This is a genomic window from Streptomyces sp. NPDC012508, from assembly GCF_042902595.1.
Taxonomy (GTDB): Bacteria; Actinomycetota; Actinomycetes; order Streptomycetales; family Streptomycetaceae; genus Streptomyces.
On record NZ_JBIBEO010000007.1, the window covers coordinates 435,281 to 461,800 of the forward strand.

At 71.2% G+C, this 26,520-nt stretch carries 25 protein-coding genes and 1 riboswitch; of the genes, 12 read left to right on the plus strand and 13 right to left on the minus strand.

The genetic code is table 11. The features are described from left to right. The first annotated feature begins 69 nt into the window (after positions 1–69). Positions 70–1,686 carry an MFS transporter gene (locus ACFY8U_RS25580; protein WP_389573947.1) on the plus strand — a complete coding sequence of 539 codons (1,617 nt, stop codon included), beginning with the start codon at positions 70–72 and terminating at the stop codon, positions 1,684–1,686. Positions 1,687–2,169: 483 nt separating this feature from the next. After that, positions 2,170–2,979, plus strand: coding sequence for a hypothetical protein (locus ACFY8U_RS25585; RefSeq protein WP_389573951.1), 810 nt, complete (start codon positions 2,170–2,172; stop codon positions 2,977–2,979). Between the two features lie 673 nt (positions 2,980–3,652). Here the strand turns inward: ACFY8U_RS25585 and ACFY8U_RS25590 are convergent. Then, a complete protein-coding gene (locus ACFY8U_RS25590) occupies positions 3,653–3,892 on the minus strand; it encodes a hypothetical protein (protein WP_389573954.1) in 240 nt (79 codons plus the stop codon). A gap of 187 nt (positions 3,893–4,079) precedes the next feature. On the opposite strand from ACFY8U_RS25590, the gene ACFY8U_RS25595 reads away from it, so the two are divergent. The 5 genes from ACFY8U_RS25595 (at position 4,080) to ACFY8U_RS25615 (ending at position 9,772) form a co-directional block, all read left to right on the plus strand. Beyond that, positions 4,080–4,418 carry a DUF6233 domain-containing protein gene (locus tag ACFY8U_RS25595; protein ID WP_389573957.1) on the plus strand — a complete coding sequence of 113 codons (339 nt, stop codon included), beginning with the start codon at positions 4,080–4,082 and terminating at the stop codon, positions 4,416–4,418. A 235-nt stretch (positions 4,419–4,653) separates the two neighbouring features. After that, entirely contained in the window at positions 4,654–5,760 is a 1,107-nt protein-coding gene (gene rlmN / locus ACFY8U_RS25600) for a 23S rRNA (adenine(2503)-C(2))-methyltransferase RlmN (protein ID WP_361603639.1), read from the plus strand. A gap of 29 nt (positions 5,761–5,789) precedes the next feature. Then, positions 5,790–5,897, plus strand: a riboswitch (TPP riboswitch). Positions 5,898–5,985: 88 nt separating this feature from the next. Beyond that, positions 5,986–7,065 carry a thiamine ABC transporter substrate binding subunit gene (locus ACFY8U_RS25605; protein ID WP_389574179.1) on the plus strand — a complete coding sequence of 360 codons (1,080 nt, stop codon included), beginning with the start codon at positions 5,986–5,988 and terminating at the stop codon, positions 7,063–7,065. A gap of 68 nt (positions 7,066–7,133) precedes the next feature. Next, a complete protein-coding gene (locus ACFY8U_RS25610) occupies positions 7,134–8,750 on the plus strand; it encodes an ABC transporter permease (protein WP_389573961.1) in 1,617 nt (538 codons plus the stop codon). Continuing rightward, the gene (locus ACFY8U_RS25615; protein WP_389573964.1) at positions 8,750–9,772 is read left to right on the plus strand and encodes an ABC transporter ATP-binding protein; all 1,023 of its coding nucleotides are present in this window, start codon (positions 8,750–8,752) and stop codon (positions 9,770–9,772) included. The genes ACFY8U_RS25610 and ACFY8U_RS25615 overlap by 1 nt, the downstream gene beginning before the upstream one ends. On the opposite strand, the gene ACFY8U_RS25620 is transcribed toward ACFY8U_RS25615, so the two are convergent. From ACFY8U_RS25620 to ACFY8U_RS25645, 6 genes are all read right to left on the minus strand, one after another. Next, positions 9,769–10,725 carry a hypothetical protein gene (locus ACFY8U_RS25620; protein ID WP_389573967.1) on the minus strand — a complete coding sequence of 319 codons (957 nt, stop codon included), beginning with the start codon at positions 10,723–10,725 and terminating at the stop codon, positions 9,769–9,771. The genes ACFY8U_RS25615 and ACFY8U_RS25620 overlap by 4 nt on opposite strands. A 117-nt stretch (positions 10,726–10,842) precedes the next feature. Then, positions 10,843–11,943: an LOG family protein gene (locus ACFY8U_RS25625; RefSeq protein WP_389573970.1), complete on the minus strand. Its 1,101-nt coding sequence runs from the start codon at positions 11,941–11,943 to the stop codon at positions 10,843–10,845. 160 nt (positions 11,944–12,103) lie between these two features. Continuing rightward, positions 12,104–13,249, minus strand: coding sequence for a hypothetical protein (locus ACFY8U_RS25630; RefSeq protein ID WP_361759962.1), 1,146 nt, complete (start codon positions 13,247–13,249; stop codon positions 12,104–12,106). Continuing rightward, positions 13,231–13,959, minus strand: coding sequence for an ABC transporter ATP-binding protein (locus tag ACFY8U_RS25635; RefSeq protein WP_389573973.1), 729 nt, complete (start codon positions 13,957–13,959; stop codon positions 13,231–13,233). Before ACFY8U_RS25635 ends, ACFY8U_RS25630 begins: the two co-directional genes overlap by 19 nt. A 231-nt stretch (positions 13,960–14,190) precedes the next feature. Beyond that, positions 14,191–15,570 carry an aspartate aminotransferase family protein gene (locus ACFY8U_RS25640; RefSeq protein WP_361603621.1) on the minus strand — a complete coding sequence of 460 codons (1,380 nt, stop codon included), beginning with the start codon at positions 15,568–15,570 and terminating at the stop codon, positions 14,191–14,193. Continuing rightward, a complete protein-coding gene (locus tag ACFY8U_RS25645; RefSeq protein ID WP_361434458.1) occupies positions 15,555–16,046 on the minus strand; it encodes an Lrp/AsnC family transcriptional regulator in 492 nt (163 codons plus the stop codon). Before ACFY8U_RS25645 ends, ACFY8U_RS25640 begins: the two co-directional genes overlap by 16 nt. A 206-nt stretch (positions 16,047–16,252) precedes the next feature. On the opposite strand from ACFY8U_RS25645, the gene ACFY8U_RS25650 reads away from it, so the two are divergent. The 4 genes from ACFY8U_RS25650 to ACFY8U_RS25665 all read left to right on the plus strand — a co-directional run bounded on the left by ACFY8U_RS25650 (position 16,253) and on the right by ACFY8U_RS25665 (position 20,185). Further along, complete coding sequence (locus ACFY8U_RS25650; RefSeq protein WP_361759970.1) at positions 16,253–17,689, plus strand: gamma-aminobutyraldehyde dehydrogenase; 1,437 nt, start codon at positions 16,253–16,255, stop codon at positions 17,687–17,689. A 193-nt stretch (positions 17,690–17,882) separates the two neighbouring features. After that, positions 17,883–19,046: a spermidine/putrescine ABC transporter substrate-binding protein gene (locus tag ACFY8U_RS25655; protein ID WP_389574181.1), complete on the plus strand. Its 1,164-nt coding sequence runs from the start codon at positions 17,883–17,885 to the stop codon at positions 19,044–19,046. A gap of 23 nt (positions 19,047–19,069) precedes the next feature. Further along, positions 19,070–19,591: an HXXEE domain-containing protein gene (locus ACFY8U_RS25660; RefSeq protein ID WP_389573977.1), complete on the plus strand. Its 522-nt coding sequence runs from the start codon at positions 19,070–19,072 to the stop codon at positions 19,589–19,591. 30 nt (positions 19,592–19,621) lie between these two features. After that, on the plus strand, positions 19,622–20,185 hold the full coding sequence (locus ACFY8U_RS25665; RefSeq protein ID WP_389573980.1) for a hypothetical protein: 564 nt from the start codon (positions 19,622–19,624) through the stop codon (positions 20,183–20,185). Here the strand turns inward: ACFY8U_RS25665 and ACFY8U_RS25670 are convergent. The 6 genes from ACFY8U_RS25670 to ACFY8U_RS25695 form a co-directional block, all read right to left on the minus strand. Then, on the minus strand, positions 20,164–21,333 hold the full coding sequence (locus ACFY8U_RS25670) for a serine hydrolase domain-containing protein (RefSeq protein WP_389573983.1): 1,170 nt from the start codon (positions 21,331–21,333) through the stop codon (positions 20,164–20,166). The genes ACFY8U_RS25665 and ACFY8U_RS25670 overlap by 22 nt on opposite strands. A 102-nt stretch (positions 21,334–21,435) precedes the next feature. Beyond that, positions 21,436–22,107, minus strand: coding sequence for a response regulator (locus ACFY8U_RS25675; protein ID WP_389573985.1), 672 nt, complete (start codon positions 22,105–22,107; stop codon positions 21,436–21,438). Continuing rightward, positions 22,104–23,273, minus strand: coding sequence for a sensor histidine kinase (locus ACFY8U_RS25680; RefSeq protein ID WP_389573988.1), 1,170 nt, complete (start codon positions 23,271–23,273; stop codon positions 22,104–22,106). The genes ACFY8U_RS25675 and ACFY8U_RS25680 overlap by 4 nt, the downstream gene beginning before the upstream one ends. Next, positions 23,273–24,058, minus strand: coding sequence for an SAM-dependent methyltransferase (locus ACFY8U_RS25685; RefSeq protein ID WP_389573990.1), 786 nt, complete (start codon positions 24,056–24,058; stop codon positions 23,273–23,275). Before ACFY8U_RS25685 ends, ACFY8U_RS25680 begins: the two co-directional genes overlap by 1 nt. Then, entirely contained in the window at positions 24,055–24,747 is a 693-nt protein-coding gene (locus ACFY8U_RS25690) for a glycerophosphodiester phosphodiesterase (RefSeq protein ID WP_389573993.1), read from the minus strand. Before ACFY8U_RS25690 ends, ACFY8U_RS25685 begins: the two co-directional genes overlap by 4 nt. Positions 24,748–24,766: 19 nt before the next feature. Next, a complete protein-coding gene (locus tag ACFY8U_RS25695; protein ID WP_389573996.1) occupies positions 24,767–25,792 on the minus strand; it encodes an adenosine deaminase in 1,026 nt (341 codons plus the stop codon). A 75-nt stretch (positions 25,793–25,867) separates the two neighbouring features. On the opposite strand from ACFY8U_RS25695, the gene ACFY8U_RS25700 reads away from it, so the two are divergent. Then, positions 25,868–26,518, plus strand: coding sequence for a DUF4190 domain-containing protein (locus tag ACFY8U_RS25700; RefSeq protein ID WP_389573999.1), 651 nt, complete (start codon positions 25,868–25,870; stop codon positions 26,516–26,518). Positions 26,519–26,520 lie beyond the last annotated feature (2 nt).

Consider the following 26,520-nt stretch of genomic DNA (forward strand, 5'->3'; position numbering starts at 1 on the left):
TGCCGCCATGCGGTGGACGGCGACGGCGGGTCTCGGCCCGCTCGGCGGCGTCGTTGGCACGATGCGGCCATGGCACCCAGGGGTGGAAGCGCGGAAGGTCCGGCGGGGGCACGACTCGTTCTGTTGACGCTCGCGGCCGGTCAGTTCCTGATGGCGCTGGACAGTTCCGTCATGAATGTGTCCATCGCGACGGTCGCCGACGACGTGGGGACGACGGTCACCGGGATCCAGGGCGCCATCACCGCGTACACGCTCGTGATGGCGATGTTCATGATCCCCGGGGGCAAGGTCGGGGCGCTGATCGGCCGTAAGCGCGCGTTCATGATCGGCTGCGTCGTCTACGGCTGCGGCTCGCTGACCACGGCGCTGGCGCCGAACCTTCCCGTGCTGCTGTTCGGCTGGTCGTTCCTCGAAGGGGTGGGGGCGGCGCTCATCATGCCCGCGATCGTGGCCCTGGTGGCCGGCAACTTCGCCACGGAGCGTCGCCCCGCGGCCTACGGGATCGTGGCGGCCGCCGGGGCGGTGGCCATCGCTCTGGGGCCCCTGATCGGGGGAGTCGCCACGACGTACTTCTCCTGGCGCTGGGTCTTCGCCGGTGAGGTCCTGGTGGTGCTCGTCATCCTGGTGTTCGCGCGCCGCATCGCCGACGCCGTGGGTGAGGAACGTTCGCGGATCGACCTCGTCGGAGCGGCACTGTCCGCGCTCGGGCTCGGGATCTTCGTCTACGGCGTGCTCCGCTCGGACGAATGGGGCTGGTTCCGGCCGAAGCCGGAGGCACCTTCGTGGCTCGGTGTCTCGATGGTCGTGTGGGCGATGCTGGTGGGCCTGCTCCTGGTGTGGCTCTTCCTCCGCTGGGAGGCGCGGCTCGCGGCGCGCGGCCGGGAGCCGCTCGTCGACCCGGCGATGCTGCGGAACAGGCAGCTCACCGGCGGTCTGACGATGTTCTTCTTCCAGTACCTCGTGCAGATGGGCGTGTTCTTCGTCGTCCCGCTCTACCTGTCCGTCGCCCTGGGCCTGTCCGCGCTCGCGACCGGGGCGCGGATCCTGCCGCTCTCGCTGACGCTGCTGGCGGCGGCGCTCCTGATCCCCCGGTTCCTCCCGGAGGTCTCGCCGCGGCGGGTGGTACGGCTCGGGGTGCTCGCGCTGCTCGCGGGCGCGGTCGTCCTGATGGCCGCGCTCGACGCCGACGCCGGTGCGGAGGTCGTCACCGTCCCACTCCTGCTGATCGGGCTGGGCATGGGCGCGCTGGCCTCGCAGCTCGGTTCGGTGACGGTGTCCGCCGTTCCCGACAGCCGGAGCGCGGAGGTCGGCGGTGTGCAGAACGCCGTCACCAACCTCGGCGCCTCGATCGGTACGGCGCTCGCCGGATCGCTCCTGATCGCCGCGCTCACGTCGTCGTTCCTGGCGAGCGTCGAGCAGGACCCGGCGATCCCGGCCGACGTCAAGAACCGGGCCGCCGTGGAACTCCAGAGCGGCGTCCCGTTCCTGTCGGACGCCCAGCTCACGACGGCGCTCGACGAGGCGGGCACGTCGGAGGAGGTGACCCGGGCGGCGCTGGACGCGAACGCGGCAGCCCGTCTGGACGGCCTGCGGGGGGCCCTGGCGATCCTCGCCCTGTCCTCGGTCCTGGCGCTGTTCTTCACCTCACGCATCCCCTCGACCCAGCCCGGCACGCCCCGGCCCTGACGGTGGCCTAGGCGAGGCCGATCCCGGCCCCGTCAGCCACTCCTGACGGGGCGGTGCGGTGATCGGGCAGACCGTCTCGGCCTTTCTCGGACAGTGAACGTGCTTCATCTCGGGACGTCCGGTCGTCACCCGGCATCGGTGGACTGACCGCATTTCAGGGTTAGTTGCGCTCTCAAGTTGCGGCGACCCGACTCGCGCACTTCTAAACATCGTGCCCATAATTGAAAGAGGGTTTGATGTCGGCCACCGGAACCGGGGCGGTCTCCCCACTCGCAGAACGGCGGCGCGCGGAACGAGGCCGCGTCGGCTGCGGTCAGTAGTCCTCGGCAGGGGCCGATGCCCGGCGGAGAAGTGTGAGCTGTTCAAGTTCCAGCGATTCCAGTGCGTTTCGCTCCCGCCGCCTGCCCTTCCTGCCATGCGACCGAAATTGCACCTTCCCTCATGCGGCCGACGAGGCATCGCTCCGACGGCAAGGTGCAGGTCATGGACCATCACCCGAACTGGGCCTCGAACCAACGCGTTTCGTCTGGAGATCAGCACAGCCGAGACGCAGTCCAGAAAGGCGACGTGATGTCAGATCGCATCCTGTACTACGGGGAGTCCGGGCGCGGATGCATCGGTTCCATCGACGCCGACAACCTCCTCCAGGACGTGACTGTTCTGGAGGAGGGGACCTTCGCATCGGATTGGACACTGATCACCGCACTCAGTGGCGACCGAATCCTGTACTACGCAGGAGCGTCCGGGCGCGCATGCATCGGCTCCATCGACGACAACAACGTCCTCCAGGACGTCGTTGCCTTCCCCGAGCCCCCCGAGGGTGTTTTCACCCCGGGGTTCACGGAGGTCGCCACATTCAGCGGCGATCGCGTCCTGTTCTACGGGGGATCGGACGAGCGCTCCTGGCTCTTCAGCATCCCCGACCACAACGCTCCGCAGGCCCTCACCTTCTTCGAGCCTGGTGCATTCGCCCCGGACTGGAAGCAGATCACCGGACTCAGTGGAAATCGAATCCTGTTCTACGGCGAGGGCGGGCGCGGATGCATCGGCGCCATCGACGCCGACAACAAATTCCACGACGTGACCATCTACTCCGAGGGGGCGTTCGCCCCGGACTGGGCGCAGATCGCCGGACTCAGCGGCGATCGAATCCTGTACTACGGAGGAGAGTCCGGGCGCGGATGCATCGGTTCCGTCGACAGCAACAACGTCCTGAAGGACGTGACCGTTCTGGACGAAGGGAGTTTCGCCCCGGACTGGAAGCAGATCACCTTCCTGCGTCCGCCCGGGTAGTCATCGCCGTATCGGACGGCGGACACGCACTGCGGGGCGGCGCCACGGTGTGGCGACGCCCCGTCCGCGACTTGGTCCCGGCCGTCTCGTTCGGTCAGCCGGCCTGTCGGTAGGCGCCGGCGGGCCGGCGAGGCGGCGGCCGTATACGGCGTTGATGCGATCGAGGACCGGCTCCAGGCGCAGCCGGTTCTCGCGGGCGTGGTCGAGGGAGAGCTGGGTGCCGGGCCCTTCGTGGGCCGTACGGAGGTCTTCGGCGATCAGAGCGAGGCGCCGGATCCGTGCGCGCTGACCGGATCAGTGCGCCCTGAAAGGCTGTCGCGTCCGGTCGGCGAGTGGGTCGGGCAGGTCGAGCACGCCGAAGGGGCGGACCGGAGGGGCGGACGCGGACGGAGGCGGGGCGGCGGTGGCGGCGGCCCAGGTGTCGGCGACGCCGATGCGGGCGTCGATGCCGACCTGGAACAGGGTCCGGACGCGGAACCGGTGGGTAGCGCGCCGGCGGACACACCGAACAGTTCGCGTGAGCCCTTGACCCGCGCGAGCCCGGCCGTGGGCGGGAGGCGCTGGACGAGCGGTGTCATCCCGGCGAGGAGGCCCAGGGCGTGCCGGTAGTCCTCCGGGGAGGTGCCCGGCCGGCACCGGATGTGCCGGAGGGTGTGTGACGGCGACGGCCCGGTCATGCCGCGTCCCCCGTGCGCTCGCGCTCGGCACGGACCAGACCCGCGAGCTCCGCCCGCCCGGCGGCCGGGCGGGGGCGGGTCCAGTAGGGGTGGAAGTACGCGGACGTCGACAGCCGCAGCAGGCGGCGGCGCAGCCGGGTGGTGGCCGTGGCGCCGGGCCGGGAGAGCGCCTCGTACGTCGCGGCCCAGGAACGCTGGGCGGATACGAGGTCGTCGGGGAACGCGTGGTGCCTCATACTTTTAGTAGCTCATGTGTTCGAATATTCTCGCAAGCCGCGACCCACGCTGCTTCGGCACCGCCGTCGCCCCGCCTGACCCCCGAGGAAGAGCGCCATGACCGCCCCCTGCATGTGCCGGGCCCACCAGGCAGACGTGGCCGCGCTCCGGAAGCCCGAGCGGGCCCTCGCCGAGATGGCGTGAGCGATGTCCGAACTCCCGCCCGACCTGCCACGGCTCCGGACCCTGGAGTGCTGGCTCGTGCTGTCCCTGGACCGGGTCCGGGCCCGCATAGCCGAGGTCGAGACCCGCGAGGCGGCGATGCGCCCGGTCCGGGTGCTGCCGCAGGGGCCGGGGTGGGTGATCTCCTACCTGCGTGAGGGCGGCCGCCCCGTCGCGGACAGCGTCCACATCGGCGACTGCAGGCTCGCTGGCCCGCAGAAGCGGCCGCTCAGCAGCGACGAAGCCCGCCGCGCGCTCACCGAGGGCGGGATCCGGGCGTGCGAAATCTGCCGACCCGACTCCGACCTCGGCATCCTCGACTGAGCGCTGCCCGGGGCGGCAGTGAGGTCGGCGAGCCTCCACCGATGCGGCGCACTCGGGCTGCCGGCCGTGCTGATCTGGGGTTTCGCCCGGCGGGCAGGGGCGCCGAGGGAGAGACCCCGAGCCGCCCCGGGCCCGTCCGCCCTCCAGGTGCGACGGCCTGCGACGACCCGGAACGACCGCCTCCTACCGCTTCCGCCCCAGGCCACAGGGTTCGGTCTGCGACACTGGTACCACCATGCCCAAGCCCGGAGAACTTACTTTCGTCGCCCCCCGCGGAGCCAAGAAGCCGCCGCGGCACCTTGCCGACCTCACGCCCGCAGAGCGCAAGGAGGCCGTTGCCGCGATCGGCGAGAAGCCGTTCCGCGCCAAGCAGCTGTCCACCCACTACTTCGCGCGGTACGCCCACGATCCCGCCGAGTGGACCGACATCCCCGCAGCCTCCCGCGAGAAGCTGCAGGGGGAGCTGCTGCCCGACCTGATGTCCGTGGTCCGGCACATCTCCTGCGACGACGACACCACCCGTAAGACCCTGTGGAAGCTGCACGACGGCACGCTCGTCGAGTCCGTGCTCATGCGCTACCCGGACCGGGTCACCATGTGCATCTCCTCACAGGCCGGCTGCGGGATGAACTGCCCGTTCTGCGCCACCGGGCAGGCCGGGCTCGACCGCAACCTGTCGACCGCCGAGATCGTGCACCAGATCGTCGACGGGATGCGCGCCCTGCGCGACGGCGAGGTCCCCGGCGGGCCCGCGCGGCTCAGCAACATCGTCTTCATGGGCATGGGCGAGCCGCTCGCCAACTACAAGCGCGTCGTCGGCGCCATCCGCCGGCTCACCGACCCCGAGCCGGACGGGCTCGGGCTGTCGCAGCGCGGCATCACCGTCTCCACCGTCGGCCTCGTGCCCGCGATGCTGCGCTTCGCCGACGAGGGCTTCAAGTGCCGGCTCGCCGTCTCGCTGCACGCGCCCGACGACGAGCTGCGCGACACCCTCGTGCCCGTCAACACGCGCTGGAAGGTCCGCGAGGTCCTCGACGCCGCCTGGGAGTACGCCGAGAAGTCCGGCCGCCGGATCTCGATCGAGTACGCCCTGATCCGCGACATCAACGACCAGGCCTGGCGCGGCGACCTCCTCGGGCGGCTGCTCAAGGGGAAGAGGGTCCATGTGAACCTGATTCCGCTGAACCCGACGCCCGGCTCGAAGTGGACCGCGTCCCGGCCCGAGGACGAGAAGGCCTTCGTCGAGGCCATCGCCGCCCACGGTGTCCCGGTCACCGTTCGTGACACCCGCGGGCAGGAGATCGACGGCGCCTGTGGACAGCTCGCGGCGTCGGAGCGCTGACCTTGTAGTCTGTGCTCGAACACATCTCCATATTCCGACAGGGGAGCGCCACAGCGCTGAGAGTGCGGTCATCGGACCGCAGACCCTCTGAACCTCGCCCAGGTCATTCTGGGTAGGAAGTTCGGTCGCAACTCGAGCTGTTGCGCCCTGCCCGCCTTCCCGGTGGGCAGGGCCGCGTCTCTTCCTGGTCACACCCAGGAGGAATTTTCAGTGAGCACCAAGAAGATGGTCGCCGCGGCGATCGCCGCAGCGCTGGGCGTCACCACGCTCGCCGCATGCGGTACCGAGGACACCCGGGACGCGGCGGGCAAGAGCGGTGAGCCCGCGCCGAAGACCGTGACCCTCGTGAGTCACGACTCCTTCAACGCCTCCAAGGAGGTCCTGGCGGAGTTCACCAAGCAGACCGGTTTCACCGTCAAGGTCCTCAAGAGCGGCGACGCCGGCGTGGCCGTCAACAAGGAGATCCTGACCAAGGGCTCCCCGCAGGGCGACGTCTTCTTCGGCGTCGACAACACCCTGCTGTCCCGCGCGCTCGACAACGGGATCTTCGAGTCGTACGAGGCGAAGGGCCTGGACGCCGTCGCGGCAGAGGCGAAGCTCGACAAGGAGCACCGCGTCACCCCGATCGACACCGGCGACATCTGCGTCAACTACGACAAGAAGTACTTCGCCGACAAGAAGATCGCGCCCCCGCAGACCTTCGACGACCTGGCCAAGCCGGAGTACAAGGACCTGCTCGTGGTCGAGAACCCCGAGAAGTCCTCCCCCGGCCTCGGCTTCCTCCTCGGCACCGCCGCGCAGTACGGCGACGACGGCTGGCAGGACTACTGGAAGAAGCTCAAGGCCAACGGCGTGAAGACCGTCGACAGCTGGGAGCTCGCCTACAACCAGGAGTTCTCCGGCTCGGCAGGCGGCCAGAAGGCCAAGGGCGACCGGCCTCTGGTCGTCTCGTACGCCTCCAGCCCGCCCGTCGAGGTCCTCTACTCCGAGCCGCAGCCGAAGGACGCGCCCACCGGCGTCTCCACCGGCACCTGCTTCCGGCAGATCGAGTTCGCCGGACTGCTGAACGGGGCGAAGAATCCCGAGGGCGGCAAGGCGCTGATCGACTTCCTGATCTCCAAGAAGTTCCAGGAAGACATGCCGCTGCAGATGTTCGTCAACCCGGTGACCGAGGGCGCCCAGCTGCCCGCGCTGTTCACGCAGCACGGCGAGGTGATCGACAAGCCGCAGACCATGGCGCCCGAGAAGATCGCCGAGAAGCGTGACCAGTGGATCCAGTCGTGGTCCTCGCTCGTCCTGAAGTAGACCGCGAAAGCCGCGTCAGCGGTGTTCGCCGACGCGACGTGCGGGGAAGCGCGGCGCGGCTCGGCCTGATGGCCGTGCCCGTCGCCTTCTTCGCGCTCTTCTTCGCCTGGCCCGTCGCCTCGATCGTCGAGCGCGGGCTGCGGGCCGACGGCACCTGGCGGTTCGACCGGTTCGGCGAGACCCTGAGCCGGCCGGAGATCCTCGACGTCCTCTGGTTCACGCTGTGGCAGGCGCTCGCCTCCACCGCGCTGACCCTGCTGATCGCGCTGCCCGGCGCATACGTCTTCGCGCGCTTCGACTTCCCCGGCAAGGGGCTGCTGCGCGCGGTCGTCACCGTGCCCTTCGTCATGCCGACCGTCATGGTCGGTACGGCCTTCCTGGCGCTCGTCGGGCGCGGCGGGCTGCTCGACGAGCTGTGGGGCGTCCGCCTGGACACCACCGTCTGGGCGATCCTCCTCGCGCACGTCTTCTTCAACTACGCCGTCGTCGTCAGGACCGTCGGCGGCCTCTGGGCGCAGCTCGACCCGCGCCAGGAGGAGGCCGCCCGCGTCCTCGGCGCCTCCCGGTTCACCGCCTGGCGGACCGTGACCCTGCCGGCGCTCGCCCCGGCCGTCGCCGCGGCCGCGCTCATGGTGTTCCTCTTCACCGCCGGCTCCTTCGCCGTCGTCCAGATCCTCGGCGGACCGGCGTACTCCACCCTGGAGACGGAGATCTACCGGCAGACGGTCGACCGCTTCGACCTGACGACGGCCGCCGTCCTCACCCTGGTCCAGTTCGTGGCCGTCGGCGTCGTCCTCGCCGTGCACGCCCGGACGGTACGGCGGCGGGAGACGGCCCTGAAGCTCGTCGCGCCCGAACAGACCGCGCGACGGGTCAAGGGGCTGGGCCAGTGGACGCTCTTCGGGGGCGTCCTCGTCTCCATCGTGCTGCTCCTCGTCCTCCCGCTCGCCGTGCTCGTCGAGCGGTCCTTCGCCACCTCGGACGGATACGGGCTCGACTACTACCGGGCCCTGCAGTCCGTCGACCCCTCTGGCACGTTCCTCGTGCCCATGGCCGACACGATCGGGAACTCCCTCCGGTACGCCGTCGTCGCCACCGCCCTCGCCCTCGTCATCGGCGGACTCGCGGCCGCCGCCCTCACCCGGCGGGCCGGACGGCTGGTGCGCGGCTTCGACGCGCTGCTGATGCTGCCGCTCGGGGTCTCCGCCGTCACCGTCGGCTTCGGCTTCCTGATCACGCTCGACGAGCCGCCGTTCGACCTGCGGGCGAGCTGGATCCTCGTACCGCTCGCGCAGGCGCTGGTCGGCGTCCCCTTCGTCGTCCGGACGATGCTGCCCGTCCTGCGCGCGGTCGACGAACGGCTGCGGGAGGCTGCCGCCGTGCTCGGCGCCTCGCCGCTGCGGGCCTGGCGAGAGGTCGATCTGCCGCTCGTGCGGCGGGCGGTGCTCATCGCGGCCGGGTTCGCCTTCGCGGTCTCCCTGGGCGAGTTCGGCGCGACCGTCTTCATCGCCCGGCCCGACAACCCGACCCTGCCCGTCGCCGTGGCCCGGCTGCTCGGCCGGCCGGGCGAGCTCAACTACGGCCAGGCAATGGCCCTTTCGACGATTCTTATGGTGGTGTGCGCGGTGTCCCTGCTGCTGCTCGAACGGCTCCGCGCGGGCCGGACCGCCTCCGGGGAGTTCTGATGCTGACGATCGAGCGGGCGACCGTACGGTTCGGGGAGCGGGCCGCGCTCGACTCCGTGGACCTGGAGGTGGCCGACCACGAGATCGTGTGCGTGCTCGGGCCGAGCGGCAGCGGCAAGTCCACGCTGCTGCGGGCGGTCTCCGGGCTCCAGGCGCTCGACGACGGGCGTGTTCTGCTCGGCGGCGCCGATCAGACCGGGGTGCCGGTGCACCGGCGCGGTGTCGGGCTGATGTTCCAGGACCACCAGCTCTTCCCGCAGCGGGACGTGGGCGGCAATGTCGCCTTCGGGCTGCGGATGCACGGGGTGGAGCGGGCCGAACGGGACGAACGCGTACGGGAGCTGCTGGAGCTCGTCGGTCTGCCCGGGGCCTCCGGGCGGGCCGTCGCCTCGCTCTCCGGCGGTGAGCAGCAGCGCGTGGCGCTCGCCCGCGCGCTCGCGCCGCGCCCCCGGCTGCTGATGCTGGACGAGCCGCTCGGGCAGCTCGACCGCGGCCTGCGGGAACGGCTCGTGGTCGAACTGCGCGGGCTCTTCGGGCGGTTGGGCACGACGGTGCTGGCCGTCACCCACGACCAGGGGGAGGCCTTCGCGCTCGCCGACCGGGTCGTGGTGATGCGGGACGGGCGGATCGCCCAGACCGGCACACCGCTGGAGGTCTGGCAGCGGCCGGCCTCCGCGTTCGTGGCGCGCTTCCTCGGCTTCGACAACGTGGTGCCCGGGACGGTGAGCGGCGCGGCCGCCGACACCGTGTGGGGCAAGATCCCGGTGCCGGACGGATCGTCCGAGGGCGCGAGGCAGATCCTCGTACGCCCGAACGGGGTCCGGCTCGGGGCCCCGGCGGACGGCCTGGCGTGCACCGTCGAGGCCCGCACGTTCCGCGGCACCCACGTCGCCGTCCTCCTCCGACCGGCCGAAGGCCCGCCCCTGGAGGCGGAGTGCACTCTCCGCGACGCGCCGGCGGAGGGCGCGGAGGTGGGCGTGACGTTCGCCGCGGACGAGGTCGTGGTCCTGGCGGGGGACTAGCGGAGGGCGGCTGCGGCTTCGGCGTCCCGCGCGCATGCGGGACCTGTTTCGGCCTCCGGGGCGGCCGTGTCCTCACCCCCGTGGGTCTCCGGGGCGCCGAACCAGGCCACCGCGACCGCGCCCATGACGGCCAGGACGAAGCCGAGGACGGCCAGCCAGGCGAAGCCAGGGCGGGAGGCATCGCCCAGCCACCACACTCCGATCATCCCGGGGAGCACCGTCTCGCCGACCACGAGCGCCGCCGTCGCCCCGTTCACCGAGCCGATCTGCAGCGCGACGGTGTGCAGGTACATGCCGCCGATCCCGGCGACGAGGATCGCGTACAGCGCGGGGTCGGTGAGGAGCGCGGTGAGGTCGAACGGGTCGACGCCGTTCAGGATCCGTACGCCCACGCCGAGTGCGCCGAAGCCGAGCCCCGAGAGCAGACCGGCCAGGATCGCCGCCCGCGCGCCCAGGAACCGTACGAGAACCGTGCCGCCGACCATCAGGAGCAGGGAGATCGCGAGCAGCCACCAGTGCGTGGCGAGCGGCGTGTGCCCGCTGCCCTCCGGGCCCGCCGCGCTCGCAAGGAGCACGAGCGCCGAGCAGACCACACCGATCGAGGTCCACTCCGCACGGGTCAGCCGGATGCCCAGCAGCCGGACGCTCAGGACGGCCGTGATGACCAGATTCGCGCTGATCACGGTCTGCGAGAGGAACAGCGGCAGCAGCCGCGCCGCGAGCGCGCCGAGGCCGAATCCGATGAAGTCCAGGATCGTGCCGACGACGAACTGCCAGGTCATCGCCGCCTTCGCGGTCGACGACAGACTCGGCCCGCCCCGCCCTGTGACCTGTCCGGCCGCCGCCGCGGCCCCCTCGCGCCGGGCGGACTTGCGCGACCCGACGGCCTGGAGCACGGAGCCCGTGCCGTAACAGATCGAGGCGGCGACGGCGGTCAGCAGTCCTATGAGCACGAGTGGTTCCGTTCAGCCGGTGCGGAGGGTACGGCGGTACGGACTGCCAGACGTGGGATCGGCCGTCGAAGTTGCCTCACGCGCCCGCGGGCCTCCGGTGCGCGGCACTCAGGCCCGTCAGAGGCCTTGGAGGGCCTGGAGCGCCTCCGGGGCCTCGTCGATCGAGTCGACCAGGGCGACGCGGGCCGCCATCGGACGGTCGGCGGCGAGGGACTGGAGCAGCGGCCAGGCGGGCAGCCGCTCCGTCCAGTGCTCCTTGTTCACCAGCACCATCGGGGTGGGCTCTCCCCGCGACTCGTAGTAGTTCGGAGTCGTGTTGTCGAAGATCTCCTGGACCGTGCCGGCCGCCCCCGGCAGGAAGATCACGCCGGCGTTGCACCGGGCGAGCAGCCCGTCCTCGCGGGTGGCGTTGGCGAAGTACTTGGCGATGTGACCGGCGAACGGGTTCGGGGGCTCGTGGCCGTAGAACCAGGTCGGGATGCCGACCGAGTCGCCGCCCTTCGGCCAGCGGGCCCGTACGTCGAACGCGGCACGCGCCCAGTCGGTGACGGACGGCGTGAACGAAGGAGACTTGGCGAGGAGCTCGAGCGCCTCGTCGAGGACGTCGTCGGCGAGGGGCGCGGTGTACGCGCCCAGGTTCGCCGCCTCCATCGCGCCGGGGCCGCCGCCGGTCGCCACGGTGAGTCCGGTACGGCTCAGGGCGCGGCCGAGCCGGGCCGCTCCGGCGTACGCGTCGGTGCCGCGGCCCATCGCGTGCCCGCCCATGACGCCGACGACCCGGGCGCCGCGGAGGAGCTCGTCGAGGGCGTCGGAGATCGCGTCGTCGTGGATGGAGCGGAGCATCGACGCGAAGATGTCGCCGTCGGCCTTCGTCCGCTGGAACCAGTCGTACGCGAGGAAGTCCGGGGTCGCTTCGTACCCCTCGTCCTCGACGCGGTCGAACAGTTCGGCGGGGGAGTAGAGCAGGGCCCGGTACGGGTCGAACGGCAGATCCGGCACGGGCGGGAAGACGAGCGCCCCGTCGGCGCGGACCTTGGCGGCGGCCTCGGGCTGCAGCGTGCAGCCGAGGAAGACGGCGCCGGTGGTGGGGGTGGAGAGCAGTGCGAAGGTGCGGTCGGTCAGGTCGACCGACTGGATCCTGTACCCGAGGAGGGACCCGCGCGCGATGACCGCGTCGAACTCGGCGGGGTTGTGGATCTCGCGCTCGTTGTGGGTCATGCCGACAGCGTAGGACCTTGCGGTGCGGGGTCCGTGGGGTCGGTCTCCGTCGGCGTGGGGTCGGTCGTCCTGGTGCCGGTCGTCCTGGTGCCGGTCGGGAGGGGCCGGTCGGTGCGGGTGCGGCCCTGGAGCACGCGCCCGCCGGGCACGGCCCGGGGGCTCACGCCCCCAGCGGGACCGCCGCCAGTCCGCCCACCAGCAAGGTCAGCGGCAGGAAGACCGCCACCAGTGCCCCCGCCCGCATCAGCGCCGCCGACCGCAGCACCGTGGGCGGGGCGCCGAGGCGGACCAGCGCCTCGGCCGTGTGGGCGCGGCACTGCTTGGACTCCAGCGCCGCCGTCAGCAGCGTCGCCGTCGTACAGGCCGTCACCAGCGCCGCCCCCAGACCGGTCAGCGGCCCGAAGTCGCCCGTTCCCATGTCGTACAGCGTCGCCGCCGCGACCGCGCCCGAGGCCACCGCGCACACCACGCCCAGCGGGCGTCCGATGCGGCGGGACTCGTCCATCAGGACGCGGCCGGCGAGGAGCCGGATCGCGCCCGGGCGCACCGCCTGGAGCAGCCGGCCGCACCAGTGGGTGATGCCGGGGCCCGCCATCGCGAGGCCGATCGCGGTGAGGATCCAGCCCGCGAGCACCCCCGCCGGATTGCCGTCCAGGCGCCCCGGGAGCGGCAGCCCGCCGTCGTCGCCGCCCTGCCCCGCGTACGTCTCGACGGCGAGGCCGACCGCCAGCAGGGCCACGCCCCAGGGCAGCCCCGAAGGCGCCGTCCTCTCGATGCCGTCGGGGGCCGCGGGGGCCTTCCGGGGACGCAGGGCGAGGCCGGCGGCCGTGGAGGCGGCCACCGGCAGGATCGCGAGGAGCGTCAGCGCGGCGGCCAGCGGGATCGGGCGTCCCGCCGCGAGCAGCTCGGCGGCGGCGCCGTCGAACGGCAGCCCGGTGATGTCACCGCGCAGGTGCAGGTAGAACAGCAGCGCGACCATCGAGCCGAGCGTGCAGGAGACGGCCGTCGAGGCCGCGGCGATCGCCGTGAGCCGCGCCGGGCCGAGCCCGATCGCCGAGAGCCCGGGACGGGGCCGGGTGCTGGGATCCGTACGGGCCACCGCGACCGCGAACTGCACGGTCGCGGCCATCGGGATCACGCACCACAGCAGCCGCAGGGTCGCGGCGGCCGACCGGTCCGGGTGACCCACGGCGTAACCGAGCGTGCACAGCAGCAGAAAGCCGACCCCCGCGGCCGCAGCGGCGACCAGGAGGCGCCGCAGCAGCACGAGGGGGTGGGTCCCGCGGACTAGACGGAGAGCGAGCACGCGGCGACGCCCTCCGCCCCGGTGGTCGGTGCCGCGGTGCCCACCCGGCGGCCGTCGAGCAGGGCGACCGAGCGGTCCGCCAGGCCGGCGACCTCCGGGTCGTGGGTGGCGAGGAGCACGGTGATCCGGTGCGAGCGGGCCGCGGCCGTGAGCGTACGGAGCACCTGGGCCCCGTCGGCGCGGTGCAGGGAGGCGGTCGGCTCGTCGGCGAAGAGCACGGACGGCGTGGTGACCAGCGCCCGGGTGATGGCGATCCGCTGCCGCTGCGACTGGTTCAGCGCGTGCGGACGCCTGCGCGCGCACCCGCCGATGTCGAGCCGCTCCAGCCACTCCAGGGCGGAGGCCTTCGCGGTCCGGTGCGAGACGCCGCGCAGCAGGAGCGGCAGGGCGGCGTTCTCCCAGGCGGTCAGCTCCGGTACGAGTCCGGGCTCGGGGTCGATCCAGCCGAACCGGTCGCGGCGCAGCCGTTCGCGCTGGGCCGGGCTCATGGTGTGCACCGGGCTGCTGTTGAACCAGACCTCGCCCTGCTGGGCGACGGTCTGCCCCGACAGACAGCGCATCAGGGTGGTCTTGCCGCTGCCGCGCGGGCCGACCAGGGCGAGGATCTCGGCCTCGCGCACCCCGAGGGAGACGCCGGTCAGGACGTCCGATCCCTCCAGGGTGCAGTGCAGGGAACGCGCCCAGAGCACGTCGTTGTCCGGTGGGGCCATCGCGTACACCTCGATGTCGGATCCGATTCTTGCGTTCCCCCGTCCGAGGGAACGAAGGGACGGGCCTGTCGGTCACTGGGCACCGTAAGGATTCAGATCCGTTTGTACGGACAGCACACGGCCCGGGTTGCCGCCATCCACTCGGATGGCGGCAACCCGGGCCGTGGGGTCACGCCGTGAGGGCGGCGTGAGGTCCTGCGTCCTCGCGGGGGGCGGGGACGGCGGGGAGGGTCAGAGCTTGGTCCACGCCTCGGTGAGCACCGAGCGCAGGATGCCTTCGATCTCGTCGAAGGTGCCCTGGTCGGCGATGAGCGGCGGGGCCAGCTGGATGACCGGGTCGCCACGGTCGTCGGCGCGGCAGTACAGGCCGTTCTCGAAGAGCGCCTTGGAGAGGAAGCCGTAGAGCACGCGCTCGGTCTCCTCGTCCGTGAAGGACTCCTTGGTGACCTTGTCCTTCACGAGCTCGATGCCGTAGAAGAAGCCGTTGCCGCGCACGTCGCCGACGATCGGGAGGTCGTGCAGCTTCTTCAGGGTCTCGAAGAAGTTGCCCTCCTGGTCGAGGACGTGCTGGTTCAGGCCTTCCTTGTCGAAGATGTCGAGGTTGGCGATGGCGACCGCCGACGACACCGGGTGGCCACCGAAGGTGTAGCCGTGCAGGAAGGTGTTGTCACCCTTGTAGAACGGCTCCGCGATGCGGTCCGAGACGATGCAGGCACCGATCGGGGAGTAGCCCGAGGTCATGCCCTTGGCGCAGGTGATCATGTCCGGCACGTAGCCGAACTTGTCACAGGCGAACATCGTGCCGAGGCGGCCGAAGGCGCAGATCGTCTCGTCCGAGACGAGCAGCACGTCGTACTGGTCGCAGATCTCGCGGACCCGCTGGAAGTACCCGGGCGGCGGCGGGAAGCAGCCGCCGGCGTTCTGCACCGGCTCCAGGAAGACGGCCGCGACGGTCTCGGGGCCCTCGAAGAGGATCTGCTGCTCGATCTGGTCGGCGGCCCAGCGGCCGAAGGCCTCGGGGTCGTCGCCGTGGATCGGGGCGCGGTAGATGTTGGTGTTCGGCACCTTGTGCGCGCCGGGGACCAGCGGCTCGAAGGGGGCCTTCAGGGCCGGCAGGCCGGTGATCGACAGGGCGCCCTGCGGGGTGCCGTGGTAGGCGACCGCACGCGAGATGACCTTGTACTTGGTGTGCTTGCCCTGCAGCTTGAAGTACTGCTTGGCGAGCTTCCAGGCGGTCTCGACGGCCTCGCCGCCACCGGTGGTGAAGAAGACCTTGTTCAGGTCGCCCGGGGCGTAGTCGGCCAGACGCTCGGCGAGCTCGACGGCCTTGGGGTGCGCGTACGACCACACGGGGAAGAACGCGAGCTCCTGGGCCTGCTTGTACGCGACCTCGGCCAGCTCCTTGCGGCCGTGACCGGCGTTGACCACGAAGAGACCCGCGAGACCGTCGAGGTACCGCTTGCCCTTGTCGTCGAAGATGTAGGTGCCCTCACCACGCACGATGGTGGGCACGGGAGAGTTCTCGTACGACGACATGCGGGTGAAGTGCATCCACAGGTGGTCGTACGCGGTCTTGGACAGGTCCTGGGTCACGATTATCGAGTTCCCCACATGTAGGTCTGCTTCTTGAGCTTGAGGTAGACGAAGCTCTCCGTGGAGCGCACGCCGGGGAGGGTGCGGATGCGCTTGTTGATCACATCCAGAAGATGGTCGTCATCCTCACAGACGACCTCCACCATCAGGTCGAACGAGCCCGCGGTCATGACCACGTACTCACATTCCGACATGGCAGTCAGGGCTTCCGCCACCGGATCGAGGTCGCCCTCGACGTTGATGCCGACCATCGCCTGCCGCCGTAGGCCCACGGTGAGCGGGTCGGTGACGGCGACGATCTGCATGACGCCCTGGTCGAGCAGCTTCTGGACGCGCTGCCGGACGGCCGCCTCGGAGAGGCCCACGGCCTTGCCGATGGCGGCGTACGGACGGCGACCGTCCTCCTGGAGCTGCTCGATGATCCCCAGAGAGACGGCATCGATCGTCGGGGACGAACCGGAACCGGTTCTGGAGTTCGTGCTTTGACTGGCCACGCCCTCACTCTGCACCGAGACTCGTCGGTCTGGCAAGCCCGGAGCGATGAAATTCGTTGTTTGAGCTTCCGAATCTCACCGAATCCGAAGTTGGCGGATGTCGGGCCTGTCGAAAGCGTCAGGGAAGCGATTAGGCTGAGGTGTCTCAGCAAACGGGACGCCGCACGACGAAGTGCGACCATGAACGTGACAGGAGGGGTGGCAAAGTGACCACCGAGCTGCGCCGGCTGCGTAACTACATCAACGGGGAGTTCCGGGACGCCGCCGACGGGCGGACCATCGATGTGGTCAACCCGGCCACGGGCGAGGTCTTCGCCACGTCTCCGCTCTCCGGACAGGCGGACGTCGACGCCGCCATGGACGCGGCCGCGGCCGCTTTCCCGGCCTGGCGTGACACCACGCCCGCCGAGCGCCAGAAGGTCCTGCTCAAGATCGCGGACGCGTTCGAGGAGCGCGCCGCCGATCTGATCGCCGCCGAGGTCGAGAACACCGGCAAGCCGGTCGCTCTCACCGCGAGCGAAGAGATTCCGCCCATGGTGGACCAGATCCGCTTCTTCGCGGGTGCCGCCCGGATGCTCGAGGGCCGCTCGGCCGGCGAGTACATGGAGGGCCTGACCTCCATCGTCCGCCGCGAGCCCGTGGGTGTCTGTGCCCAGGTCGCGCCGTGGAACTACCCGATGATGATGGCCGTGTGGAAGTTCGCCCCGGCGCTCGCCGCGGGCAACACGGTCGTCCTCAAGCCCTCGGACACGACCCCCGCGTCGACCGTCCTGATCGCCGAGATCATCGGCCAGATCGTCCCCAAGGGTGTCTTCAACGTCATCTGCGGCGACCGCGAGACCGGCCGGGCGATGGTCGAGCACCCGACCCCGGCGATGGCCTCCATCACCGGTTCGGTACGCGCCGGCATCCAGGTGGCCGAGTCGGCCTCCAAGGACGTCAAGCGCGTCCACCTGGAGCTGGGCGGCAAGGCCCCGGTCGTCGTCTTCGAGGACACCGACATCGCCAAGGCCGTCGAGGACATCTCGGTCGCGGGCTTCTTCAACGCCGGCCAGGACTGCACGGCCGCGACCCGCGTCCTCGTGCACGAGTCCATCCACGACGAGTTCGTGACGCAGCTCGCCAAGGCCGCCACGGACACGAAGACCGGTCAGCCGGACGACGAGGACGTGCTCTACGGCCCGCTGAACAACGCCAACCAGCTGAAGCAGGTCTCCGGCTTCATCGACCGCCTCCCGGCCCACGCCAAGGTCGAGGCCGGTGGCCACCAGGTCGGCGAGAAGGGCTACTTCTACGCCCCGACCGTCGTCTCCGGCCTCAAGCAGGACGACGAGATCGTCCAGAACGAGGTCTTCGGCCCGGTCATCACGGTGCAGTCGTTCCGTGACGAGGACCAGGCCCTGGAGTACGCCAACGGCGTCGAGTTCGCCCTCGCGTCCTCGGTCTGGACGAAGGACCACGCCCGCGCGATGCGGATGTCGCGCGCGCTGGACTTCGGCTGTGTGTGGATCAACACGCACATCCCGCTCGTCGCGGAGATGCCGCACGGCGGCTACAAGAAGTCCGGCTACGGCAAGGACCTCTCGGCGTACGGCTTCGAGGACTACACGCGCATCAAGCACGTGATGACGTCCCTGGGCTAGAACCCACGGAACCGACGGACCGGAACCGGCTGTCCTCACCGACGGCCCCGGCACCGACGGACCGAACCGACGGCCCCGGCACCCTTGATCGACAGGGTGTCGGGGCCGCGGTCGTTCCGTCGACGGAGCGTCCATTGTCCCGGCGTGGCGTGCCCGCGATGCTGCTCGGATGAGAGCGACAGTCAGGAAGACCATGTCCCGCCGGTCCGTGCTGCGTGGCATGGGCGGCGCCGGGGCTGCCGCCCTGCTCGCAGGGTGCGGAGTGCCGGCCGCCTATGTCGAGCCGGGGCGGCGGGCCGGCCGGGACCTGTCCGCACGGGACCGCACGCTCGACTTCGCCAACTGGCCGCTCTACATCGACACCGATGACGACGACACCTCGAAGCGGCCCACGCTGGACGCCTTCTCCGAGCGCACCGGGATCTCCGTCCGCTACACCGAGGAGATCAACGACAACGACGAGTTCTTCGGCAAGATCAGTCCCGCGCTGATGAACCACCAGGAGACCGGCCGGGACCTCATCGTCGTCAGCGACTGGATGGCCGCCCGGTTCGTACGGCTCGGCTGGGTGCAGGAGATGGACCGGGCCGCGCAGCCGAACATCACCCGGTACCTGGACCCGCAGCTGCGCTCGCCCGCCTTCGACGAGGGCCGGCTGCACACCGTCCCCTGGCAGTCGGGGATCACCGGCATCGCGTACAACCGCAGGAAGCTCGGCCGGGAGATCCGGTCGGTCAAGGAGCTGTGGGACGACGATCTGCGCGGGAAGATCACCCTGTTGTCCGGGCTCGACGAGTCCTTCGCGCTCCTCCTGCAGGGCAACGGCGTCGACGTGACGCGGTGGACCGCCGACGACTTCCACGCGGTGTGCGAGCAGATCGAGGGGCTCGTACGGAAGCGGCACATCCGCCGCTTCACGGGCAACGACTACATCAAGGACCTGTCGACCGGCGACGTGCTGGCCTGCCAGGCGTACTCGGGCGACGTGATCCAGCTCCAGGCCGACAACCCCGACATCGAGTTCGTCGTCCCCGAGGAGGGCGCCGAGCTGTGGGCCGAGTCGCTGATGATCCCCAACCTGGCGCAGCACAAGGCCAGCGCCGAGAAGCTGATCGACTACTACTACGACCCCGAGGTCGCCGCCGAACTCGCCGCCTGGGTCAACTACGTCTGCCCGGTCCCCGCCGCCCGCGACGTCCTCGCCGACTCGGACGACGAGGAGCTGGCGGCCCTCGCCGAGGACCCGCTGATCTTCCCCGACGACGAGATGCGCGGACGGCTGGCGATCGCCCGGGACATCACCTCCGAGGAGCGGACGGAGTTCGCGAAGAGGTGGAACTCGATCGTCGGGCTGTGAGTTCTCCGGGGGTGACCTCGAACGTGAACTCAGCTGTGACATATGGCCTGTTGGCCGCCTGGGCCCTGCACGACGCCGAGGAGGTGCTCCTCGGGCCCCGCTGGCTCCGGGAGCATCTGCCGGAGCTGCGGGAACGCTTCCCCGAGGTGCCCGAAGCGGTGTGGAAGGCCGCGGAGAGCGTCGACGAGCGGGAGTTCGCCGTCGCCGTCGCGGGGGTGGGGGCCGTCGTCGCCGCGGCCGCCGTGGCCGGGCAGCGCTCAGGCGGCCGGTCGGCCTTCTACCAGGCCGCGCTGAACGGCTTCGGGCTGCACGGCCTCGTCCATCTGGCCCAGGCCGCCGCCGTCCGCGGGTACACCCCCGGCTCCGCGACCTCACCGCTGATCGTCGTGCCCTTCACGCTCTGGGCGCGGGGCCGGCTGCGGCGGGCCGGCGTGCTGCGGCCGACGCGGACGCGGGACCTGGTGACGGGGCTCGCGGTGGCCGCCGGGGTGACCGTCGCCGCGCACGGGATCGCCCGGGAGGTGACCGGGCACCCCCGTTTTTGAACGCGTTCATGACGGGCGTAGGGTGCTGTCATGAACGAGGCGCAGGGGCCGAGAGCCCTTCTCAGGCGTATCCGTGTGTGGCTGGTCGTCTTCATCGTCTGCCTGGTGCTCAGCGGGCTCACCGCCTTTCCGCTCGTCACCGAACTCCGCCTGACCGAGGAGGCGTTGACCTCGTGGGCGGCCCCGGTCGCGGAGCTCTTCCCCGGGCTCCTGGAGTGGATCGAGCGCGTCCGGGACGGGCTCGACACCGCAGACGCCGAGTACCCGTTCCTGCTGTACGGCACCGACTGGCTGGCCTTCGCGCACCTCGTCATCGCCGTGGCGTTCTACGGCCCCTACCGTGACCCCGTACGGAACATCTGGGTGATCGAGTTCGGGATGATCGCCTGCGCGGGGATCATCCCGCTCGCCCTGATCTGCGGCCCCCTCCGGGGCATCCCCTTCTGGTGGTCGGTCATCGACATGTCGTTCGGGGTCTTCGGCGTGATCCCGCTGCTCGTCGTACGACGGATGATCAAGCGCCTCGAAACGGTGCAGGCGGCGCAGGCCGTACAGGCCGGGGCCGAGGCGCCTCAGTCCGTCGGCGCGCCGTAGGCCGCCACCATCAGGGCCAGGGCGACCCTGTTCATGTCCTGGCCCTTCGCGTCCGTCGCGTTGACGCTGTAGACCAGGGTCCGCTCGCCGCGGCGGGTCGAGGCGATCGCCGCGTTGTAGCCCCACCGGCCGCCCGTCTTGCCCCACACCTCCTGCCCGCCGAGCTTCTTCATCGACAGCCCGACGGAGTACGCGGCGGGGGCGCCGCTCTTGACGTCTTTCACCTCCGGCAGCGTGAACATCTCCTCCAGGAGCGGCCCTCGCACCACCCGCCCCTGGAACAGCGCCTCCGTGAAGCGCTCCAGATCTGCCGTCGTGGACACGAGGGCGCCCGCCGCCCAGCCGTCCGTGGCGCTCCAGACCGACACGTCACGCAGTCCGGTCGAGCCGTCCGCGAGCCTCATCGTCTGGTAGCCGTGGTTGTGCGGGCCCCGGATCCGCGGGTCGGTCCCCGGAAGGTACGTGTCGCGCAGCCCGAGCGGCCGGAGGACACGCGCCGTCACCTGACGCTCGTACGTGTCGCCCGTGACGCGCTCGATGAGCAGCCCCGCGATCGTGTAGCCGATGTTGAGGTAGTGCTGCTTCTCGCCCGGCGTGAACTCGGGCTGCTTCGCCGTCGCCGAGCGGACCGTCGCGCGCGGGTCATGGATCTCGAAACGGTTCGCGTACCACTCCTCGACCGTCGAGCCGGCCACGTCGGCCGCCGGGATCCCGTGGGTGTGGTTCAGCAGCTGGCGGACCGTCACCTTCCCGTACCGGACGGGGATCAGCTCCGGCAGGTACGAGCGTGCCGGCCGGTCCAGGTCGAGCCGCCCCTCGGCGGCCAGCTGGAGGACGACCGCAGCCGTGAAGACCTTGGTCACCGACCCGGCGCGGAACCGCCCGTCCGGATCGGCCGGCCGCATCGTCCTCAGGTCGTGCACGCCCGAGGTGCCGTGCCAGACGCCTTCGCTTCCCCCGACCCGTACCAGTGCGGCCGTCGCGTCCTTCGCGGGCAGCCCGGCGATCGCGTCGTCGAGCGCCCGGTCGGCGGTCGGAACGGAGACGGCCGCCGGCGCGCCCGTGGCGGCGGCCGGGAGAACCGCCGGGCCCGCCGCCACCCCCAGGACGAGGGTCGCGGCGAGCAGCGTTCGGGTGGTGCTCTTCATGGTCAACTCCGTGGGTGTGAGCCGTTGTTCTCGACGACTCCCATCCTGTTGACCTGCGGCGTTCCGCGGATCGCCGGAGCGGGGGATCTTCGCCCTCCCCGCTCATCCCCCGTGCGGGGGAGAACCCGCCGTGACCAGACCGCTCTCGTACGCGCAGATCACCGCCTGGATCCGGTCCCGCAGCCCCAGCTTCGCGAGCACGTTCCCCACATGCGTCTTCACCGTGTGGTCGCTGACGACCAGCTCCGCCGCGATCTCCGCGTTCGACAGGCCCCGCGCCAGGAGCAGCAGCGTCTCCCGCTCGCGGGCCGTCAGCCCGTCGAGGCGCGGATCGGGCCGGGGCGCGCGCCGGGCCGGGCGGGTGTACTCCTCCACCAGCCGCCGGGCCACCGACGGGGCCAGCAGCGAGTCGCCCCGCGCCACCACCCGTACCGCGTGCACCAGATCGTCCCGGCGTACGTCCTTCAGGAGGAACCCGCTCGCGCCCGCGTGCAGCGCCTCGTACACGTACGCGTCGGAGTCGAAGGTCGTCAGCATCACCGTCCGGCAGCCCGACTCGGCGCTGATGGTCCGACAGGCCTCGATGCCGTCCATGCCCGGCATCCGGATGTCGAGCAGCGCCACATCGGGGGAGTGGTGGCGCACCGCCTCCACCGCCTCCGCCCCGTCGCCGGCCTCCGCCACGACCTCGATGTCCGGCTGGACGTCGAGAATCATCGCGAAACCGCTGCGGACCAGCTCCTGGTCGTCGGCCACCACCACCCGGATCGTCAACGCGCCACCTCCCGGGCAGCGGCCACGGGGAGCGCGACCCGCACCTCGAAGCCCCGTCCCTGCGGCCCCGGCCCGCACACCGCCGTGCCGCCGTGCGCCGCCGCCCGCTCATGTAGCCCGACCAGGCCGTGCCCGCCGCCTCCGGGCCGCGCACCCCGCCGGGGCCCGCGCCCGTCGTCCGTGACGACCACCTCCAGCACACCCTCCTCGTACGCCAGTCGGACGGAGGCGGTGCGCGCCCCCGCGTGCTTCACCACGTTCGTCAGCGCCTCCTGGACGATCCGGTAGACCGTCGCCCCGGTGGCCGCGGGGAGGGTGCGTACCCCGCCCGTGGTCCGGTACGTGACATCGAGCCCGCCGGCCCGTACGCGCTCCAGCAGGCCCGGCAGCCCGCCGAGGTCCGGCTGCGGCTCCCGGGGCTCGGGGCCCTCAGTCCCCTCCCGCAGCACCCCCAGCATCCGGCGCAGCTGCCCCATCGCGTCCCGTCCCGTCGCGGAGATCGCGTCGAACGCCGCCTCGGCCCGCTCCGGAGCCGTCCGCACCGCCACCGGGCCGGCCTCCGCCTGCACGATCATCAGACTCACCGCGTGGGAGAGGATGTCGTGCATCTCCCGTGCGATCCGGGCCCGTTCCCGCGCCGCCGCCCGCTCGGTCTCCACCCGTGCGGCCCGCTGCCGGGCGTCGGTGAGCCGCCCGAAGACATACGCCGCGGCGAACACGAAGAGGGAGAAGGTCAGTTCACGCGCCGACCGGGTGTTCAGCCACACCGACACCGGCACCGCGACCACCAGCAGCAGAACGGTCGCCAGCCGCTTCGACGGCGGTGAGAGCGCGGCGATCGTGTAGACGATCACGAGCCCGGTGTACGGAAGGGGCTGACCGGGGCCGTCCACGGCCAGCTGGTACAGCGCGCTTGCCGCCATGATGGCGAGGAGCACGGCGACCGGCGCGCGCCGCCGCCAGATCAGCGGGACGACGGTGAGGGACGTCAGACCGTACGCGGACCAGGTCGCAGGCTCCAGTCCGGGCGGGCGCGGCACCACGAACGGCATCGTCATGGCCGCCTGCACGAGCAGCGCGATCCCGATGTCCACGGCCTGCGGGCGGGACGCCCCGAACTCCCGCGCCCGCTCCCACCACCCCCGGACGTCCCCCCGTATACCCACTACGCCTTCCGGCCCACCGCGCCGAACTGCGCCACCTCGCTCGCCGGCGCGAACCGCCAGCTCGCGCAGGACACGACCCCCGGCTCCAGGACGTCGAGACCGTCCAGGAAGGACGAGAACTCGGCGCGGGTGCGGGCCGTGATCGGCGGGGTCGCGTTCTCGTTCCAGAACGCCATCGCCGCCACGTTCCCCTCGCCGCCGAGCTCCGGCTCCAGCGTCGGGTGGGTCAGCGCGAGGTACGAGCCGGAGGGGACCGCGTCCATCAGCGTACAGACGATGGACCGGGCCTCGTCGGTGTCCAGGACGAAGTTGAGGATGCCGAGCATCATCACCGCGACGGGCCGGGACAGGTCGAGCGTCCGCGCCGCCGCTTCCAGGATCCGCCGCGGGTCGCGCGCGTCCGCGTCGACGTAGTCGGTGACACCCTCAGGGGCACTGGTCAGCAGCGCGCGGGCGTGCGTCAGCACGATCGGGTCGTTGTCGACGTAGACGATCCGCGCCTCCGGCGCGAGGCGCTGGGCGACCTCGTGGGTGTTGTCGGCCGTCGGCAGGCCCGTACCGATGTCCAGGAACTGGCGCACCCCCGACTCGGCCGCCAGATGCGTCACCACCCGGCCGAGGAACGCCCGGTCCGCGCGGGCCACTTCGCCGATGCTCGGGTAGAAGCCGGTGACCTGGTCGCCGACCTCCCGGTCCACCGGATAGTTGTCCTTGCCGCCCAGCCAGTAGTTCCACACCCGCGCGTTGTGCGCGATGTCGGTACGGATCCTCTCGGTCCCGGTCACCTCGGCGTACCCCTTCGCAGTTCGGCGGCGAGCGCGTCCACACGGTTGGTGGTGATGGCGTCCACCCCGTGGGACAGGAGCTTACGCATGGTCCGCCGGGTGTCCGCGGTCCAGGCCGAGACGAGAAGGCCGTCCTGGTGCACCCGCTCCACGAGCTCCCGACTCACCAGCCCGAAGCGGTAGTTGAGCCAGCGCGGCCGCACCGCGTCCAGGAGCGCCGCCCGCGGCGGGGAGAGCGTCGTCCAGGTCAGCGCGATCTCGGCGCCCGGGTCGGCGGCCCGCACCTGGAGCATGGCGACCCCGCCCGCGCAGTAGTAGACGCGCTCGGCGGCACCGCACTCGCGGACCGTGCCGACGATCGTGCGGACCGAGTCCTCGTTGCCGCCGGGCAGGTCGAGCATCAGCCGGTACGGCCCCGCCGCGATCAGCGCCTCGCGCAGCGTCGGGACGCCGTCGTACGTCAGCTCGCCGAGCTGGGCCAGGGTGAGCGCGGACAGGGGCCGGTCATGGCCCCACAACCGCTTGAGCGTGTCGTCGTGGAGCAGGACGGGGACGCCGTCCGCGGTGAGCCGTACATCGACCTCGACGGCGTCCGCGCCCGCCTCGATCGCAGAGACGATCGAGGCGAGGGTGTTCTCGCGGACGCGGTACGGGTCCCCGCGGTGGCCTACGACAGTGACGTGGTCCATGGGGCCATTGTCGCGAGTGTCAGCGCGCCAGCCACTTCTCGGTGTAGCTGTCGATCTCCGCGGCGATCCGGGCCTTGCCGGCCGGGTCGAGGAAGGACGCCTCGACCGCGTTCTTGGCGAGGGCCGCGAGACCGCGCTCGTCGAGCTCCAGGAGCCGGGCGGCGACCGCGTACTCGTTGTTCAGGTCCGAGCCGAACATCGGCGGGTCGTCGCTGTTGATCGTCACCAGGACACCGGCCGCCACCATCTCCTTGATGGGGTGCTGGTCCAGATCGGCGACGGCACGGGTCGCGATGTTCGAGGTCGGGCAGACCTCCAGGGCGATCCGGTGCTCGGCGAGGTAGGCGAGCAGCTCGGGGTCCTGGACGGCGCTGGTGCCGTGGCCGATGCGCTCGGCGCCCAGCTCCTTCAGCGCGTCCCAGATCGTCTCCGGGCCCGTCGTCTCGCCCGCGTGGGGCACCGAACGCAGACCGGCCGCGATGGCCCGGTCGAAGTACGGCTTGAACTGCGGACGCGGCACACCGATCTCCGGGCCGCCGAGCCCGAACGACACCAGGCCCTCCGGGCGCAGGTCGACCGCGAGCCGGGCGGTCTCCTCCGCGGCCTCGAGACCGGCCTCGCCCGGGATGTCGAAGCACCAGCGCAGCACGACGCCGAGCTCCGTCTCGGCGGCCTTGCGGGCGTCCTCGATCGCGGCCATGAAGGCGCGCTCGTCGATCCCGCGGCGGGTCGAGCTGTACGGGGTGATGGTCAGCTCGGCGTACCGGATGTTCTGCCGGGCCATGTCCCGGGCGACCTCGTAGGTCAGCAGCCGGACGTCCTCCGGGGTGCGCACCAGGTCCACGACGGAGAGATAGACCTCGATGAAGTGGGCGAAGTCGGTGAAGACGAAGTAGTCGACGAGCGCCTCCGGGTCCGTGGGGACCTTGGAGTCCGGGTGCCGGGCGGCCAGCTCGGCGACGATCCGGGGGGAGGCCGAGCCGACGTGGTGGACGTGCAGCTCGGCCTTGGGGAGCCCCGCGATGAAGGAGTGCAGATCGGTCATCGGATCATCGTAGGCCGGGCGGGTCCCGTGCCGGAGCGAGGTCGTAGCATGGCGTGACCACGATGGGGGAGGCCCATGTCTGAGAACACCGACCAGCCGCGGGGCGGATACGACCCGACGGACCCGTGGGCTCCGCCGAACCGCGACGGGGTGGAACTGAGCAAGGCGACGACGCCCGAGCCCACGCCGCAGGACCGTCCACCGGTGCACGACCAGCCGACGATGACCGCCATGCCGTCGGGGGACGTCCCGCCGCCGCCGGTCGCCCCCGGCGGCCCGGCGACCGGCTCGTACGGCTACCCGACGCCGCCGCCCGTCACGGCGCCCGCGCCGTCCGGATACGGGTATCCCGGATATCCGGGATACCCGGGAGGGGCCGTCGGCTACGGCCGGCAGCCGGGGTGGCAGCAGGGCCCGTCCAACGGGATGGGGACCGCGGCGATGGTGCTCGGCATCATCGCGGTGGCCGGCTTCTGCATGTACGGGCTCGGTGTCGTCCTCGGCATCCTGGCCCTGGTCTTCGGCATCATCGGCCGCAAGAAGGTCCAGCGGGGCGAGGCGAACAACGGCGGGATGGCGACGGCGGGCATCGTGCTCGGCTCCATCGGCATCCTGGTCAGCGCGGTGTTCCTGACCTTCGTCATCTGGGCCGTCGTCCAGGGCGAGAAGTACGAGGACAGCTCGGACGACCCGTTCGCGACGAGCCTGGTGGTCGAGAACCGCTAGCC

Coding starts and splice junctions, on each gene's coding strand:
- ACFY8U_RS25580 (WP_389573947.1), top strand. CDS start 70: ATGGCACCCAGGGGTGGAAGCGCGGAAGGTCCGGCGGGGGCACGACTC.
- ACFY8U_RS25585 (WP_389573951.1), top strand. CDS start 2,170: ATGGACCATCACCCGAACTGGGCCTCGAACCAACGCGTTTCGTCTGGA.
- ACFY8U_RS25590 (WP_389573954.1), bottom strand. CDS start 3,892: ATGAGGCACCACGCGTTCCCCGACGACCTCGTATCCGCCCAGCGTTCC.
- ACFY8U_RS25595 (WP_389573957.1), top strand. CDS start 4,080: ATGTCCGAACTCCCGCCCGACCTGCCACGGCTCCGGACCCTGGAGTGC.
- rlmN (WP_361603639.1), top strand. CDS start 4,654: ATGCCCAAGCCCGGAGAACTTACTTTCGTCGCCCCCCGCGGAGCCAAG.
- ACFY8U_RS25605 (WP_389574179.1), top strand. CDS start 5,986: ATGGTCGCCGCGGCGATCGCCGCAGCGCTGGGCGTCACCACGCTCGCC.
- ACFY8U_RS25610 (WP_389573961.1), top strand. CDS start 7,134: ATGGCCGTGCCCGTCGCCTTCTTCGCGCTCTTCTTCGCCTGGCCCGTC.
- ACFY8U_RS25615 (WP_389573964.1), top strand. CDS start 8,750: ATGCTGACGATCGAGCGGGCGACCGTACGGTTCGGGGAGCGGGCCGCG.
- ACFY8U_RS25625 (WP_389573970.1), bottom strand. CDS start 11,943: ATGACCCACAACGAGCGCGAGATCCACAACCCCGCCGAGTTCGACGCG.
- ACFY8U_RS25635 (WP_389573973.1), bottom strand. CDS start 13,959: ATGGCCCCACCGGACAACGACGTGCTCTGGGCGCGTTCCCTGCACTGC.
- ACFY8U_RS25655 (WP_389574181.1), top strand. CDS start 17,883: ATGTCCCGCCGGTCCGTGCTGCGTGGCATGGGCGGCGCCGGGGCTGCC.
- ACFY8U_RS25665 (WP_389573980.1), top strand. CDS start 19,622: ATGAACGAGGCGCAGGGGCCGAGAGCCCTTCTCAGGCGTATCCGTGTG.
- ACFY8U_RS25670 (WP_389573983.1), bottom strand. CDS start 21,333: ATGAAGAGCACCACCCGAACGCTGCTCGCCGCGACCCTCGTCCTGGGG.
- ACFY8U_RS25690 (WP_389573993.1), bottom strand. CDS start 24,747: ATGGACCACGTCACTGTCGTAGGCCACCGCGGGGACCCGTACCGCGTC.
- ACFY8U_RS25695 (WP_389573996.1), bottom strand. CDS start 25,792: ATGACCGATCTGCACTCCTTCATCGCGGGGCTCCCCAAGGCCGAGCTG.
- ACFY8U_RS25700 (WP_389573999.1), top strand. CDS start 25,868: ATGTCTGAGAACACCGACCAGCCGCGGGGCGGATACGACCCGACGGAC.